Origin of the sequence: Pseudochelatococcus contaminans, assembly GCF_014195635.1 — a bacterium.
Lineage (GTDB): Bacteria > Pseudomonadota > Alphaproteobacteria > Rhizobiales > Beijerinckiaceae > Pseudochelatococcus > Pseudochelatococcus contaminans.
The window spans coordinates 199,589-215,071 of sequence record NZ_JACICC010000004.1 but is presented as its reverse complement, the minus strand read 5'-3'; the positions used below and the strand labels follow the sequence as shown (position 1 = coordinate 215,071).

Sequence of the window (15,483 nt, the reverse complement as noted above, 5' to 3'; positions counted from 1 at the left end):
CATGGTTTCGATGCCGGTTTCTTGCCGGCTCGGCCTGTCCCGGCACGTCCGGGCGATTTTCATGACATAGATTGTATCTGGGCGAGTTCCTTGGCAGACGATAGCGATAACACCGGCGCGGGGAATCCGGGCGCGGGCGTTCCCGAAAGCGACATCAAACCCGTCTCGATCATCGACGAGATGAAGCGCAGCTACCTCGATTACGCCATGAGCGTGATCGTCAGCCGCGCCCTGCCGGACCTGCGCGACGGCCTGAAGCCCGTGCACCGGCGCATCCTTTATTCGATGCACGAGAACGGCTACACGCCGGACAAGAAATACGTCAAATCCGCCCGCATCGTCGGTGACGTCATGGGTCAATATCACCCCCATGGCGACTCCTCGATTTATGATGCGCTGGTGCGCATGGCGCAGAACTTTTCCATGCGTCTGCCGCTTGTGGACGGGCAGGGCAACTTCGGTTCCGTCGATGGCGATCCCGCGGCGGCGATGCGCTACACCGAGTCGCGGCTTGCAAAGCCCGCCATGTCGCTGCTGGAGGATATCGACAAGGACACCGTCGATTTCCGCCCTAACTACGACGAATCGAAATCTGAACCCGTCGTGCTGCCGGCGCGATATCCCAACCTGCTCGTCAATGGTGCGGGCGGTATCGCCGTCGGTATGGCGACCAACATCCCACCCCACAATCTCGGTGAGGTGGTCGATGCGTGCGTGGCTTACATTGCCGATCCGGCAATCACGCTCGAACAGCTGACCGAAATCGTGCCCGGGCCGGATTTCCCCACTGGGGCAACGATCCTTGGGCGCGCCGGCATCCGTTCGGCTTATGCCACGGGGCGTGGGTCCATCATTCTGCGCGCCAAAAGCCGCATCGAGGAAATTCGCAAAGACCGCGAAGCCATTATCATCACCGAGATTCCGTATCAGGTGAACAAGGCGACGTTGGTGGAGCGCATCGGCGAGCTGGTGCGCGAGAAAAAGGTCGAGGGCATCTCCGAGCTGCGCGACGAATCCGACCGCGAGGGCATGCGCATCGTCATCGAGCTGAAGCGCGACGCGGTGGGCGATGTGGTGCTCAACCAGCTCTATCGCTTCACGGCATTGCAATCGAGCTTCGGCGCCAACATGGTGGCGCTCAACGGCGGCCGGCCGGAGCAGTTGACGCTGCGCGATATGATCTCCGCCTTCGTCGACTTCCGCGAGGAAGTCGTGGCGCGGCGCACGCGCTTCCTGCTCAACAAGGCGCGCGACCGGGCACATGTGCTCGTCGGCCTTGCCATCGCTGTGGCGAATATCGACGAGGTTATCCGCCTCATCCGCACCTCGCCGGATCCCAACTCCGCCCGCGAAGCACTGATGGCGCGCGACTGGCCGGCGCGGGATGTGGAGTCGCTCATCGTGCTGATCGCCGATCCGCGCCATCTGGTGCAGGACGACGGCACCTATCGGCTGTCCGAAACGCAGGCACGCGCCATTCTCGATCTGCGCCTCCAGCGGTTGACGGCCCTGGGGCGCGACGAAATCGCGGACGAACTCAATAAGCTCGCCGCCGAAATCGAGGATTATCTCGACATCCTGCGTTCGCGCGTCCGCATCATGGGTATTGTGCGTGACGAGCTGACCGCCGTGCGCGATGCCTTTGCCACCCCACGCCGCACCGAGATTGCGGACTGGGATTCCGATGTCGAGGACGAAGACCTGATCCAACGCGAGGACATGGTCATCACCGTCTCGCACCTGGGCTACATCAAGCGTGTGCCGCTTTCCACCTATCGGGCGCAGCGGCGCGGCGGCAAGGGCCGTTCGGCCATGCAGACCCGTGACGAGGATTTCGTCACCCGTCTGTTCGTGGCCAATACTCATACGCCGGTGCTGTTCTTCTCGTCGCGCGGGCAGGTGTATAAAGAGAAGGTGTGGAGACTGCCGCTTGCCGCGCCGAACGCGCGTGGTAAGGCGCTGGTCAACATTCTGCCGCTGGGCGAGGGTGAGCGCATCACCACCATCATGCCGCTGACGGAGGACGAGGCAACCTGGGATAGCCTCGACGTGATGTTCGCCACGGCCTCCGGTAACGTGCGGCGCAACAAGTTGTCCGATTTCGTGCAGGTGAACCGCGCCGGCAAGATCGCCATGAAGCTCGACGAGGGCGATCAGATCGTCGATGTGCAGATCAGCACCGAGGCGGATGACGTGTTGCTGACCACAGCATCAGGGCAGGCCATTCGTTTCGCCACTCCGGAAGTGCGCGTGTTCAAGGGCCGTGATTCGACGGGCGTGCGCGGTATCGCGCTTGCTCCCGAAGACCGGGTGATTTCGCTGTCGATCCTGCGTCACATGGAGGCAACGGCGGATGAACGCGTCAGCTATCTGAAGCTCGCCAACGCCGCGCGGCGTGCGCTCAACGAGGGTGAGGCGGACGACAGCAATGGCGCTGCCGTTGACGAGGAGCCGGGCGCTGAAGCCACGCAGGATATCGCGCTTGGTCAGGAACGTTATGCGGAGCTGAGCGCCGCCGAACAGTTCGTGCTCACGCTGTCTGAAAACGGGTATGGCAAGCGCACATCCGCTTACGAGTACCGGGTCACCGGGCGCGGCGGCAAGGGCATCGTCGCCATGGCGGTGAACGAGCGCAACGGCCAGCTCATCGGCTCTTTCCCGGTTGAGCCGACGGATCAGATCATGCTGGTCACTGATGGCGGACAGCTTATTCGCGTGCCGGTCGACGGTATCCGCCTGACAGGGCGGTCTGCACAGGGCGTTATCGTATTCAACACCTCGGAAGATGAGCGCGTCGTTTCGGTGGAGCGCATCAGCGACGAAGGTGAAGGCGAGGACGGTTACGACGTGGATGCGCCGGAAGCCTGAACGGCAAGGGCGAGGGAGGACAGGGCATGACGCAGCAGGGCAGGACGCGTGCGGCGATTTACGCGGGTTCGTTCGATCCGGTGACCAACGGTCACATCGATATCGTGCGCGGCGCTGTGCTGCTGACTGACAGGCTGATTGTCGCCATCGGCATCCACCCCGGCAAAACGCCCCTGTTTAGTGTGGATGAGCGGGCTGACATGTTGCGGGAAGAATGTGCGCCGGTCGCGGCGGCAGCCGGTGTGGACTTCGATGTCGTCACGTTCGATGGCCTCGTGGTCGACACCGCCCGGCAACATGGTGCATCGCTGCTGATTCGCGGGCTGCGGGACGGTACTGATCTGGATTACGAGATGCAAATGGCCGGGATGAACGGCGCTATGGCGCCTGACGTGCAGACGGTCTTTCTGCCCGCGTCCCCGGCAACTCGCCCCATCACCGCAACGCTCGTGCGGCAGATCGCAAAGATGCGCGGCGATGTCGCCCATTTCGTCCCCGAGCGCGTGGCTCAGCGGTTGCGCGCAAAATACGCGGGTTCCTGAGCGCGATCCGCCAGAACTTACACAAAGCCAAACAGTCTGAAGTCACCGGGGTTCAGGCCAACGCATGCGCTTGAACCCCGGTGACTTATACTGGCATTTTACTCCGCGACATCGGCAAGCGGTTGTTTCAGCTCGCTTTCCAGCTCGCGCTCGTGCAACTCTTCCAGCTCTTGTTCACGCAACTCTTGTAGCGTTTTGCGGGCCAGCTCATAGCCCTCCCTGTGATTTTCGCTGATGGCGAAATCCGAAAAATCAAAGTCGCGAGATGATGATTCGCCCTGCGTACCGACACGCAGGAAGCGGGTGATCTTCATCGGCGCGCCGTCGCCCATCAACTGGATGTAGTAGGGCCGCTGGCGAATGCGGGCCGCCGTTTCTTCCTCGACATGGCTGAGGACGTGCTCGATAAGTCCGCGATAGGCGCTGACCACTTCGCGAACGCGAATATCGTTGCGTACGCGCTCGGAATAGATGATCTCACTCAGCCGCGAGCGCACTTCGATCAGGTTCTGGGGCAGGGGCTTTTGCGAGGCGAAAAGGTCCACTGCATAAACCTGCTTGCCCTCCGGCCCGCAACGGTCGAGCACAATATCAAGCGGTGAATTGCTGATGATGCCACCGTCCCAGTAGGATTTGCCGTTGATTTCGGTCCACGGGAAGCTCGGCGGCAGGCTACCGCTCGCGAGGATGTGGTCCGGCGTGAGGTCGTCAACATAACTGTCGAAAACCTCAAGCTCGGCTGTGGTCACGTTGACCGCGCTCACCAGCAGCCGAACGGGGCCGTTCTTCAGCTTGGAAAAGTCGACGTACTTCGCCAGCAGCGCCTTCATCGGCGACGTGTCGTAATAACTTGTCCAGTTCAGCGGCAGTTGCGTCAGGTCGAGCGCCGGCGGCAACCAACGCGGCCGGAAGAATTTCGGCACGCCGAAAGCCAGAATCTGCATTGAGACAGCCGTGCGGCGCAAATCCTCCGGCAACAGACCGGGCACCGTGACGGTGAGGTCTTTCCAGAATGCGGTCAGGGCCTCTGTGGGGTTGCGCGGGTTGCCGGCGATGACGGCTCCGTTGATCGCGCCGATGGAGACGCCGGCAACGATATCCGGATAAATGCCTTCTTCTTCCAGCGCCTGCACCACGCCGGTCTCGAAAGCGCCCAGCGCGCCGCCGCCCTGCAACACAAGCACGTTCTGGGTCGGAATATCATCCAGCGGGATGTTGGCGTCGGCAATGCGGTCGATTCGGTCCGATACGTTGACCCGATAACGGATCAGCCCCTCGGCGGTTCGCGTCTCGCTGGCCGGCCGGCCCATCGAGAAATAGCCGCGCACGATGCCTTCCCGTAGATAGAACATCGCGAACGAGCGGTCTTCAAGGCTGCCGCGGCCGATCCATTCGTCGGCGTCTTCCGTGATGCCGAGCGCGCTGAAACTGAGGTCGCCGACCTCACAGAAAAAGTATGAAACCTGCTCATAGCGCTGGCGCTTGCCCAGCATATTACGCGCCGCGATCCGTCCCTGCCGCATGGCATTATCGGCATGTTCGATGTGGCGCATGTCACGGAAGACCGGATCGTAAAAAGTGGTGACATCACCAGCGGCGAATACGCCCGGCACGTTTGTCGCCATAAACTCGTCAACCAGCACACGCCCCCGGTCCAGATCGATGCCCGTGCCGTAGAGGAACGAGGTCGCTGCATCCACGCCGATGCTGACGACGACCATATCTGTGGGGATGACCTTGCCCCCGCGCGTCGTGACGGAGCGGACGTTGCCGTTGTCGTCGCCTTCAATGGCAATGACGTCATCGAGCAGGTGGATCGTCAGCCCCTGCGCCTCGGCGAAGCTGTGGAAGAAATTGGACAGTAACTGCGATTCGAGATGCTGAAGCACCCGATTGCCGATTTCGACAATCGTGACATCAAGGCCAAGATGACGCAGCGACATGGCAATTTCCATGCCCAGGAAGCTGCCGCCCATCACGACGGCACGCTTGGCCTCAAGGCCGGCATGGCGGATGGCCTCGCCCTCGCTGCGCCGGCGCAGGGAGTAAACGCCGTCGAGTTCCGCGCCCGGAATGTGAATGGGCTTGGGCTTGGCGCCCGTGGCAATGAGCAGCTTGTCGTAGGTGATGACCTGCCCGGATGCCGTGGCGATGAATTTCTTTTGCGTATCCACCTTGACGGCGGTCGTGTTTAGCATCAGCCGGATGTCCTGCTGGGCATAGAAGGACTCGGGGAAAATCTGCAGCTTGGAAGGGTCTTGATGCTGAACAAGATATTCCTTGGACAGGAATGGCCGATAATAAGGCGAGATACTTTCCTCGGAAAGGATCAGAATACCGCCCTTCGCGCCTTCATGCCGCAGTGTCTCGGCGGCGGTCGCGCTGGCAAGCCCGCCCCCCAGCAGAAGATGCTCTACATGTGTCTTCGCCATTGATCCGCTCACCTTCTGCTTACAAGCCGGTTTCGACATTCACCGGGTATCTTACAGGATTGTCGGTGTCCTAAAACGTTCAACACAACCGCGCGGACATGACCTGGCGGGTATTGAGGACGTCCTGCCACGTTGCATGCCGGATGGCGCAATTGACATGGATAACGTCTCGCAAGCTCGCAGGATGACGAATTTAATGGTCGATCCTCACCCCGAGGTTGTGTTGGTGGTTCTTATAGCATCCGTCATGTGAAGTTATTCGGAATATCGCTTCCCGGTGAGGCCCTTGCGGCAAGAATGCGTCAACTCAGCACAGTTTATACGTGTCGCCCGACATTTATGCGAAACCAGACACGAATACGTTTCAGGCTAAGTTCAAGCTTTTCAAGTATTTTTCGGGGCACTGCGAAGTAAATGCGGAAAGGTTTCGATCATGAGGTAGCCGCATCTTACCAATATTGCATAGCATTGATATTGTGATGAAATATCAGGTTATCCTTCTGCGGTTATTGTTATTTTCCGGTGGTTGGTGTGTCGACGTAGTTAATGCCATTTGTTTGATTTATAGCAAAAAGGGTGTTGCACGAAAAATTGTCACTGTGCCATTAAAGCTTCACCGGATGCCTGTTTTGCAGGCGGAAGTTTTTCATAGTTAAAAACTGATATCGGTTATGTTGAAGGCGAGTTGATTTTTATTGCAACGGGAATATTTACTGTGTAAATCACGTAATTGTGTACGTTGTCGTCGTCGTCAGTAACGCTGGAGGGCGCTTCCCGGCCCCGGCATGGGCGAATTGCACGGCAGGACTGTTGAAGTGCTGAAACAGGAGAGGGCAGCATGGTGAGGTCTGTAAAGGGAATGCTGATGGGCGGCGCTGCCGTCATGATGGTTGTGCCTGCGGCGTTTGCCGCCGACCTTCCCGTCACCAAGAGTCAGCCGGTCGAATATGTACGCGTTTGCAGTGCAGAAGGCGACGGCTTCTTCTTCGTTCCGGGCACCGATTCCTGCATCCGCATCGGCGGCCATGTCCGGGCCGAGTTTGGTTATACGCAGCCCAAGGGCCGCACCATTCTCGACTTTGACTCGAGCGGCAACTTGGTATCCGCGCGGAAAGATGGCCGCGAGCAAGACGCAACCGGTTTCCGTGCCCGTGGCCGCCTTGATGTGGACGTCCGCACGCCGACCGACTACGGCACCCTGCGCGCGTTCCTGCGTTATGAGATCGACCAGAACTCCGGCATCTTCGATTCCTCGGACAAGGGCGCCCTGCTCGAAAAGGCGTTCATCCAGTGGGCTGGCCTGACTGCTGGTCATGCGACGTCGTTCTTCGACTTTTATGCCAACGATCTCAACTGGGCCAACGGCTTTGAGGGATCTTTCGGTTCGGACCTCACCACCAACCTCTTTGCCTACACGGCGACCTTCGGCAACGGCTTCTCGGCAACCCTGTCGATCGAAGACGCCAATGCACGCCGCACCGGCGATCACTTCTATGACGCGGCCGGTCAACGTGTTCCCGATGTCGTGGCCAACCTCAATGTCGAGCAGGATTGGGGCTCTGCGCAGTTGGCCGGTGCTCTTCATCAGCTGAATTCCGCATCGATCTACACCCCGCTTGGCGGGTCTTGGGGCCAGCGCGTCGATACGACTTACGGTTGGGCCGTGCAGGGTGGCGTAAAGCTGGACTTGTCGGCTCTTGCCAAGGGTGATGTGCTGTGGTTGCAGGGCACATATGCTGATGGCGCGCTAAGCTATATCGGTATCGGTGACATTGAATATGCCGATTTCACGGTCAGTGCCGTCGATGGCGCTATCGTCAACGGCGACATCAAGAAGACCCGCGGCTGGAACGCGACGGCTGCCTTCCTGCACTACTGGACACCTGGCGTGCGCCAGAGTCTCTTCGGCAGCTATTCCGGCGTGTCTTACAACACTTCGGCCAAAACCGAATATGCCGATCTGCGTAACTTCGACGCCTGGTCTGTGGGATCGAACGTGATCTGGTCGCCGGTCAGCGAGTTCGATATCGGTGTCGAGGTTCTGTACTCCAAGGTTGACCGCAAGTCTTTCCAGAACGAGCTTCTGCTGAAAGGCCAGCGCTCCGAGGATGTCGTGACGAGCCGCATCCGCCTTCAGCGTGACTTCTAAAACATTGAGATTGCTTGCTGCACTCTAAACAAGTTGTTCCTGACAAAAAGACGCGCCCGGATTATTCCGGGCGCGTCTTTTCTGCTTTCTGGTGGAACGCAAAAAATAGTTCTTATTTTTGGGATGGTTCAAGCAGGTTGCAGAAGCCAACGTCCGATTTGCGGCCAGATTTGCTTCACGGTTCTGCCGCCGAGAAACAGGCTGAGGTGGTTACCGGGCACCATGATCTTGCGCCCTGCGTCGGGGGGAGAACTGGTGAGCTTTTCAGCGGTAAAGAGCTGGGTCGGGGCGACGAACTCATCCTGTTCGGCTGCCAGCAGAAGCATGGGAGATGTCACGCGTGACAATACCGAGATCTGCCCAAGCACTTTGAGTTGGTCGGACGCGAGACGGTTCTGTTTAAAAATGCGCGTGACGACATCGAGATAATAGCGGCCGGGGATATCGATAGTCGTCCAGAACCAGGTGTCGAAAGTTTCACGCAGGGCGGCAAGATCTTCCGGCGGCGCACCGGGATCAATCTGCAGAGTCTGAAACATGTATGATTCATCGATGCCGGCGGGCGCTAAAATTTCAAGCGCACGCTTGCCGCAAATGGTGCCGCCCCCCAGCTCCACAAGATGCTCGAAGACATTGTCGGGGACGCGTGCCGCCAGTGCTGACAAAGTGCTCATGCCCGAGGCAATATCTACTGGCGCACCCACCAGCACGAGTTTTCGAACCTTGTGCGGAAACCTTGCAGCATAGGCAAGGGCCATCCATCCGCCCTGGCAAAGTCCAATAATATCAACTGGCTGCGGTAAGCTGTCGACAAGAACGTTGAGGTCGCTGAAATAGCTGTCGAGAGACTTGTGGCGCATCTCGCTTGTTGCCGGTTGCCAGTCTATGACGAAGATATTGTCGAGGCCCTCCTCCTGCAGCGCAGCAACGAGGCTGTGCCTGGGTGAGAAATCGGCGATCGTGGCGCGATGAAAAGCCAGCGGCGTGCAGATGAGTGTCGCGCCGTCTGGTCCCTTTCCCGTGGAGAAGTCGCGCAACGTCGCCGCCTCAATCTCCAACGCCACCTTATGCGGTGTTGTCCAGTGCAGGGGCGCATCTTCGGTGGTATGCCCAGCCTGAACAGCGGACAGATTATGCGCCATCGCGGACGCCATTTTGCCGGCGGTCGTAAAGGCGAATGATGCCCACATGAAAGGAATCTGCGCGAATCCACCGGGAGGCGCGCTTATGGAACGGTCGGGTCGGCGTTTCATACCGGCATTTCCCCCTCGTTATCGACCGTGGCATAACGGTTCTTAATTCGACACAGCCATGCTGTCGTCCGTCAACCCGCTACTGCAACCTCTCAGGTTGCTACGACCATAGGTCGGGTTTGGAGGAAGTCAATCGGCCGGCAAACTGAGGCGGTTGGAACGGCAAAGCATGTCGATGCCCGGATATGGGCGTAGTCGAGAGCAACGCTGGCGACATAGTATAATATAATTGAGAGTCGAAATGCGATATCTGCAATATTTCAGCCTAAAGCACTTTGCATTCAAATCGCTAAATTAAATTGAACGTAAAATTCTTTAGAAAATAGTCTGCCAATGGATATTCAACTGATGCCGCAAGCTGCCATCAGAAACCTCACACTCTGCCTTCCTATATTGCTGTTTCTTCGCCACGCAGCGTCAGGACTTCGAAGCCAGTTCTCGTTACGGCGACCGTATGCTCGAATTGGGCGGAGAGCTTCCCATCATTGGTTATGACCGTCCAACCGTCGTCGTTGGTTGAAACCTTTCGGGTGCCCTGGTTCACCATCGGCTCGATGGTGAAGACCATGCCCTCGCGCAATTTCATACCTGTTCCGGGGCGCCCGAAATTGAGAATCTGTGGTTCCTCATGCATTTCGCGACCAATGCCATGCCCACAGAACTCTCGCACGACCGAATAGCCGTTTCTCTTTGCGTGCCGTTCGATCGCGAAGCCGATGTCGCCAAGGTGGGCTCCGGGGCGAACCTGCTTGATACCCCTCCACATAGCTTCGCACGCGACACGTACCAGCCGCCGTGCGGCAGGTGGAGGGTTGCCCACCAGGTAGGTCTTGCTCGAATCTGCGATAAAACCGTTCTTTTCCAGTGTGATGTCGAAATTCACAATGTCGCCATCACAGATAATCTCGCCTGAATTGGGGATGCCGTGGCAGACGACATGGTTGATCGAACAGTTCAGAACATACTCAAATCCATATTGTCCCTTGCTTGCGGGGCGGGCGGCGAGATCCTCGGTGATAAAGGCTTCGACCAGATCGTTGACTTGCAGTGTCGACATGCCGATCAAGTCTTGCCTGTTCAGCATCTCGAATACTGCTGCCAGCATTTTGCCAGATGCACGCATGAGTGCCAGTTCATCAGGCGTCTTCACCATCTCAGGCGACTACCAAATTTTTTGTATGCACTTCTGCCGCTTCCAACTGCATCTTCGTGATGTCGTTAAAGGAAAGCGTTGGATTGGCCTCAGCCAACATGCCGATTTTCATCCAGAACTCTGCCTGTGCGTTGATGGAGCGGCACATCACCGTGCTTGCCCGACGAACATCCTCATGCAGGTCGTCATCGATTTTTACGATTCCCATGAACAATCTCTGAAATTGATCTATATACGAAATGTATATGTATTGTATTCTGCTCTGTCAACATGGCTTGATGATCAGCCGGGCGGCCGGTCTCGGGCATATAGGAGCGATCAGAAATAGAATGGAAATCGCCGTCGCTGCTTTTAAGTTATATTTGTATGTAGCGTAGAATTATCAGCTTAATAAACCGTCCGATGAAATAAAGCATCTGAAGTAAACAAGCGATATTTCTATATCTGTATGTCTAACCAATCAAACGTTAGCGGCAATTAGAGCCAGGATGCGCGTATGTCTACCGTGAAGGAGATTCCGCGACAGTATACCCTGCTCATGAGCGGGGCGCGAAAAATTATCTCGCGGCTATGCTTTCAACTTATAACATCCGGTGCTGGAGATTCATTGTTCTAGCCCGAGTTGCTCGGGCTAAGAGAGATCGGTGCCGATACACTGCCCAGAGCATTTCAGCATTTCGTTGAAACGCAGAAATATTCTACCTTATTGGTTTTACGCGTTTTAAGCAAAGCGGTATCCACTTTGCTTAAAACGCTTTAATGTAGCTGCCAACAGCTTAATACTGGATGTTATGCATCCAGATTGACTGCCATCCTATCGATCTTAGACCCAATGCAAAAGTACCCCGCATGACGTTGCTGTCTGCAGAGGTTGCCAGAGTGCTGTCAGCGTGACCGGCACTTACCCGTTTTTGTCGTTTCTTTGTCGCCATCTTCATATGCGATGCTAAGGCGCTCTCCACTGAGAGAGGTAATCCTGCCAGCATACCAGTCGCCAGCGCCCTTAAAGTTGCATTCAACACGCGTACCTACTGACCAATCATAAGGGCGAACAGCATTTGCGTAAACAGTTTCAAGATCGCCATCATCATAACGGATGGTGACCTTGTCGCCGGCAACATTCGCAATCACACCAGGGAACCAATAACCGCTCCCTTGAAAATTACCTAAAACCCAATCACCGACAGTCTGGGCTCCAGCCGCGCCAGAGCCAAGAGAAATCAGGCACGCTCCGGCGACTGTCAATAAAAGCTTGCGCATATCATCCCCCATAATCCGCTCAGATGCGAGCTTGGCAATGGATATCAACCATGCGAAAAAACGCAATCCTATAATCTTGGCTTTAATTTTACATGAAGGCGGATTAAGCTTGAAGTCTTCTTTATTTACATGGCCTGCCATCGAGAATTTGCTCTCGGGAGACTCGGGCTAGGGAATAAAAATCAAATCCCCTGTGACGTTGAGGGCACGTCTGAAGGCCGCAGATCCGAGATCGTTCAATCGTCGGGAGACCATGTCTATCCATGTCGCCGTGGTCAGTATCCAGCCCCATGAGTTTAAGGCGGACACAAGGGGTTTAAGGCCGACACAAGCTACGTACAGAAACAATGTCTGTCTGCCGCTCTCGTGTATGATGCGGCATAAACAGCTCTGTTTCTCAATAAATTAAGTGATTTCAAATTTTTAGGGAAAGAAGTATGGCGGAGAGGGAGGGATTTGAACCCCCGATGGAGTTGCCCCCATGCCGCATTTCGAGTGCGGTGCATTCAACCACTCTGCCACCTCTCCGCTCGCGGTGGTGACCTTATTAGCCGAGTCGGCACGAAGATCAAGAGGCTTTGAAGCACTTTTCCAGATTTTCGTTGACAGTAGCGGGCAGGAGAATTAAACGAAACACTTCAAATGCGAGGGGCCTCCGTGAGGGGGATTCTGCATCCGTCGGAATCGACGGCGTCGGCATCACCAGCTTGACGCGCTTCGTTTCTTAAAAACACAGAAAAAGCCGCTCTGTCGGTCAATCTGTCTGCCATGCTTCGGTGTGTGGACGGATATCGGCAAGAGAGGATCAGTAGCAGGACAGACCAATGACTTTCGCAGTCATCAAGACTGGCGGCAAGCAGTATACTGTTGCCGCCGACGACGTCATCACGATTGAAAAGCTTGCTCTCGATGCAGGCGCTGCGGTGACGTTTGACGACGTGCTCGTGCTCTCCAAGGGCACAGACGGCATTGAGGTTGGCGCTCCCGTCGTTGCAGGCGCATCGGTCGCCGGTGAGGTGGTTGAGCAGACCCGCGGCAAGAAGGTCATCGCTTTCAAGAAGCGTCGCCGCCAGAATTCCAAGCGCAAGCGTGGCCATCGTCAGGAGCTGACCGTGGTGCGCATCACCGATATCCTCCTCGGCGGTACGGCGCTTCCGCGCCCGGTGAAGCCGGAGGCTCAGGCCGAGGCCGCTGAATAAGCAGCCCGTTCTGTCATTAGTTTCAGGCTGTTCAGAAACGGCGCGCCAAGGGGTGCGCTACTGGGACGGCTTAACGGCATTCAATAATTCGGGAGTCTATCATGGCCCACAAAAAATCAGGCGGTTCATCCCGCAACGGTCGCGACTCGGACGGCCGGCGCCTTGGCGTCAAGAAGTATGGCGGCGAGCGCGTCATTCCGGGCAACATTATTGTCCGCCAGCGTGGCACGAAGGTTCATCCTGGCGATAACGTCGGTATCGGCAAGGATCATACCCTTTTCGCTCTCGTTGAAGGGCATGTCGAGTTTCTGACGCGTCACGCACGCTCCTACGTCCGCATCAACGCGGTGCAGGAAGCAGCAGAGTAAACAGGCGAAAGCTGTCCGACAGAGGGCTTTCGCCGGCATTCCATCAGCCCGGCGGCGGCTCGTATTGCTTCAGCTTGCGATCCTTTGACGGGGGAAAATGGGATGCCATTTTCCCCTTTGTCATTTCGTCCCGCAAGGGTGCGGGCAGGACCGGAGCAAACAGATGACCATTCGCACTATCATCGCCGACGTCGCCAGCGCGATTGCCCATATTGTGGGTCGCGTACAGATGGCTGCCCGTGCCGATGCCGCCTGCGCCTGGTGTTTTGCTCACAATGGCCTGCATCGCCAAGGCATGAAACTTCTTCCCGTTCAGGTACCGTTTCACCGATATGGCGGATGCGATCTCACTCGCGCCCCATTCCCGGGTTACGCAGCGACACGAACGGGGAGACGGTCATGCTGAATGAAGCCATCACAACTGATCGGCTGATCCTGCGTCCAGTGTGCAAGGATGATGCGCCTGCGCTAAATGTCTTGATGACGCGGGGTGTCGCGCAGCGGTTATCCAATGTCCCTTGGCCCTGCAAGATTGACGATACCTATGAGTATCTTGCGCGTGCTGCACGTGAAAATACGCGTGGGGACGGTGCCCACTTCGTGATTGAGGACAGAAACGAGCCTTGCGGCGCGATTTCGCTCCAGCAACGTGACGGGGCGTTGACGCTCGGTTATTGGCTGGGTGAATCCTGGTGGGGCCGCGGATTGATGAGTGAGGCGGTGGAAACTTTTGTGGATACGTTTTTCACGCTTCACGACGTTGTCCACATCACATCCGGAGTTTTTGCCGGCAACCATGCCGCCATCCGGGTGCAGGAAAAGCTTGGTTTTGTGATTGTGGGCGAAACGCCTCGGTATTCGCGCTCGCTCGACTGCACTTTGCCGCATCTGGACACGGTTCTGGGACGCGCGCGCCGTATCCCAGCGCTCGTAGCCTGACGTTCCGGCTATTTTGCTGTCGCGAAACAGCCTGCGTTCAGTTCGATCTGTCGAATTAAACGCAGGCAGGGTTTCGAGCAAAATGGATGCTGCTTTGTTCTGATAAGTGCGTAAAATAAAATGCTATGGTCTTTTGCGTTTCGACGAAAAGGCCAAAATCTGTCGTTGTGTGCCGGTTGTTTGTGTCAGCCGGGGGTTTTTGTAACGGGCTCGCATAAAGATGAAGTTTCTCGATCAGGCGAAGGTTTTTGTCAGCTCCGGTAATGGCGGGGCGGGCTGTGTTTCATTTCGCCGCGAAAAGTTCATCGAGTTCGGTGGGCCGGATGGTGGCGACGGCGGTCGCGGCGGGGATGTTGTGGTCGAGTGCGTCGACAGTCTCAACACGCTGATCGATTATCGCTACCAACAGCATTTCCGTGCACGCACGGGCGGCCACGGCATGGGCCGTAATCGCTCGGGCGCGCGCGGCCCCGACGCTGTGCTCAAGGTGCCGGCGGGTACGCAGGTTTTTGCCGAGGATAACGAAACGCTGCTGGCGGATCTGACTGAGGTGGGCCAGCGCGTCGTGCTGGCTCGCGGCGGCAATGGCGGATTCGGCAATGCCTATTTCAAATCATCCACGAATCAAGCGCCTCGCCGGGCCAATCCCGGGCAGGAAGGCACGGAGATGTGGATCTGGTTGCGGCTGAAACTTATTGCCGATGCCGGACTCGTGGGCTTGCCCAATGCTGGCAAGTCAACGTTCCTCGCGGCGGTGAGCGCAGCCAAGCCGAAGATCGCAGATTATCCGTTCACCACGCTGCATCCGGGGCTTGGCGTTGTCGCTATCGATGGTCGAAGCTTTGTGCTGGCTGATATTCCGGGTTTGATCGAAGGTGCGCATGAGGGGGCAGGGCTTGGGGATCGCTTCCTCGGCCATGTCGAGCGCTGCCGCGTGTTGTTGCATCTGGTGGATGCGACATCCGAGGATGTTGCCGGCTCCTATGCTGTGATCCGTGCGGAGCTGGAGGCATACGGCGCGGATCTGGCCGATAAGCCGGAGGTGCTGGCGCTTTCCAAAGTCGATGCGCTTGATGAGGAAACGCGGGCCGAACGTGTGGCGGCACTGGCGGAGGTCGCTGGCCAGCAACCGCTGCTGCTGTCCTCAGCGTCCCGCGAAGGCGTGGACGAGGCGCTGCGGCGGTTGGTGCGGATCATCGACGAGGAAAAAGCCGCTGAGGCAGGCGATGAAACGGAGGATGCGTGGCAGCCGTGAAGCGGTTATTGCCCCTGATGGCAGTTTTCGCTTTCTTCCCGGCTCGGGTCGGATAAATATCGGCT

Annotated in this window: 13 protein-coding genes and 1 tRNA gene; 7 read left to right on the top strand and 7 right to left on the bottom strand. The window is 57.3% G+C overall.

Translation table 11 applies throughout. The annotated features are described in order from the left end of the window. Positions 1–90: 90 nt before the first annotated feature. Together gyrA and coaD are read left to right on the top strand one after the other, a co-directional pair. Positions 91–2,868: a DNA gyrase subunit A gene (gyrA, locus tag FHS81_RS09635; protein ID WP_281374452.1), complete on the top strand. Its 2,778-nt coding sequence runs from the start codon at positions 91–93 to the stop codon at positions 2,866–2,868. 26 nt (positions 2,869–2,894) lie between these two features. After that, positions 2,895–3,410, top strand: coding sequence for a pantetheine-phosphate adenylyltransferase (gene coaD, locus FHS81_RS09630; protein WP_183752392.1), 516 nt, complete (start codon positions 2,895–2,897; stop codon positions 3,408–3,410). 98 nt (positions 3,411–3,508) lie between these two features. On the opposite strand, the gene FHS81_RS09625 is transcribed toward coaD, so the two are convergent. Then, the gene (locus tag FHS81_RS09625; RefSeq protein WP_183752390.1) at positions 3,509–5,842 is read right to left on the bottom strand and encodes an FAD-dependent oxidoreductase; all 2,334 of its coding nucleotides are present in this window, start codon (positions 5,840–5,842) and stop codon (positions 3,509–3,511) included. A gap of 838 nt (positions 5,843–6,680) precedes the next feature. On the opposite strand from FHS81_RS09625, the gene FHS81_RS09620 reads away from it, so the two are divergent. Next, complete coding sequence (locus tag FHS81_RS09620) at positions 6,681–7,991, top strand: porin (protein WP_183752388.1); 1,311 nt, start codon at positions 6,681–6,683, stop codon at positions 7,989–7,991. Positions 7,992–8,119: 128 nt separating this feature from the next. Here FHS81_RS09620 and FHS81_RS09615 read toward each other — a convergent pair whose 3' ends face one another. The 5 genes from FHS81_RS09615 to FHS81_RS09595 all read right to left on the bottom strand — a co-directional run bounded on the left by FHS81_RS09615 (position 8,120) and on the right by FHS81_RS09595 (position 12,185). Beyond that, positions 8,120–9,145: an alpha/beta fold hydrolase gene (locus FHS81_RS09615; RefSeq protein ID WP_183752386.1), complete on the bottom strand. Its 1,026-nt coding sequence runs from the start codon at positions 9,143–9,145 to the stop codon at positions 8,120–8,122. A gap of 487 nt (positions 9,146–9,632) precedes the next feature. Then, on the bottom strand, positions 9,633–10,397 hold the full coding sequence (gene map, locus FHS81_RS09610) for a type I methionyl aminopeptidase (RefSeq protein ID WP_183752384.1): 765 nt from the start codon (positions 10,395–10,397) through the stop codon (positions 9,633–9,635). 1 nt (position 10,398) lies between these two features. Further along, positions 10,399–10,605: a ParD-like family protein gene (locus FHS81_RS09605; RefSeq protein WP_183752382.1), complete on the bottom strand. Its 207-nt coding sequence runs from the start codon at positions 10,603–10,605 to the stop codon at positions 10,399–10,401. A gap of 677 nt (positions 10,606–11,282) precedes the next feature. Next, complete coding sequence (locus tag FHS81_RS09600) at positions 11,283–11,798, bottom strand: tudor domain-containing protein (RefSeq protein ID WP_246374939.1); 516 nt, start codon at positions 11,796–11,798, stop codon at positions 11,283–11,285. 297 nt (positions 11,799–12,095) lie between these two features. After that, positions 12,096–12,185, bottom strand: a tRNA-Ser gene (locus tag FHS81_RS09595). 296 nt (positions 12,186–12,481) lie between these two features. On the opposite strand from FHS81_RS09595, the gene rplU reads away from it, so the two are divergent. Beyond that, positions 12,482–12,856, top strand: a complete 375-nt coding sequence (gene rplU, locus FHS81_RS09590) for a 50S ribosomal protein L21 (protein WP_183752379.1) — start codon at positions 12,482–12,484, stop codon at positions 12,854–12,856. Between the two features lie 101 nt (positions 12,857–12,957). Then, complete coding sequence (rpmA, locus tag FHS81_RS09585; protein WP_183752377.1) at positions 12,958–13,224, top strand: 50S ribosomal protein L27; 267 nt, start codon at positions 12,958–12,960, stop codon at positions 13,222–13,224. A gap of 43 nt (positions 13,225–13,267) precedes the next feature. On the opposite strand, the gene FHS81_RS09580 is transcribed toward rpmA, so the two are convergent. Then, a complete protein-coding gene (locus tag FHS81_RS09580) occupies positions 13,268–13,552 on the bottom strand; it encodes a hypothetical protein (RefSeq protein WP_183752375.1) in 285 nt (94 codons plus the stop codon). Positions 13,553–13,623: 71 nt separating this feature from the next. On the opposite strand from FHS81_RS09580, the gene FHS81_RS09575 reads away from it, so the two are divergent. Then, positions 13,624–14,163, top strand: coding sequence for a GNAT family N-acetyltransferase (locus FHS81_RS09575; protein ID WP_183752374.1), 540 nt, complete (start codon positions 13,624–13,626; stop codon positions 14,161–14,163). A gap of 220 nt (positions 14,164–14,383) precedes the next feature. After that, complete coding sequence (obgE, locus tag FHS81_RS09570; RefSeq protein ID WP_183752373.1) at positions 14,384–15,418, top strand: GTPase ObgE; 1,035 nt, start codon at positions 14,384–14,386, stop codon at positions 15,416–15,418. The last annotated feature ends 65 nt before the right edge of the window (positions 15,419–15,483 follow it).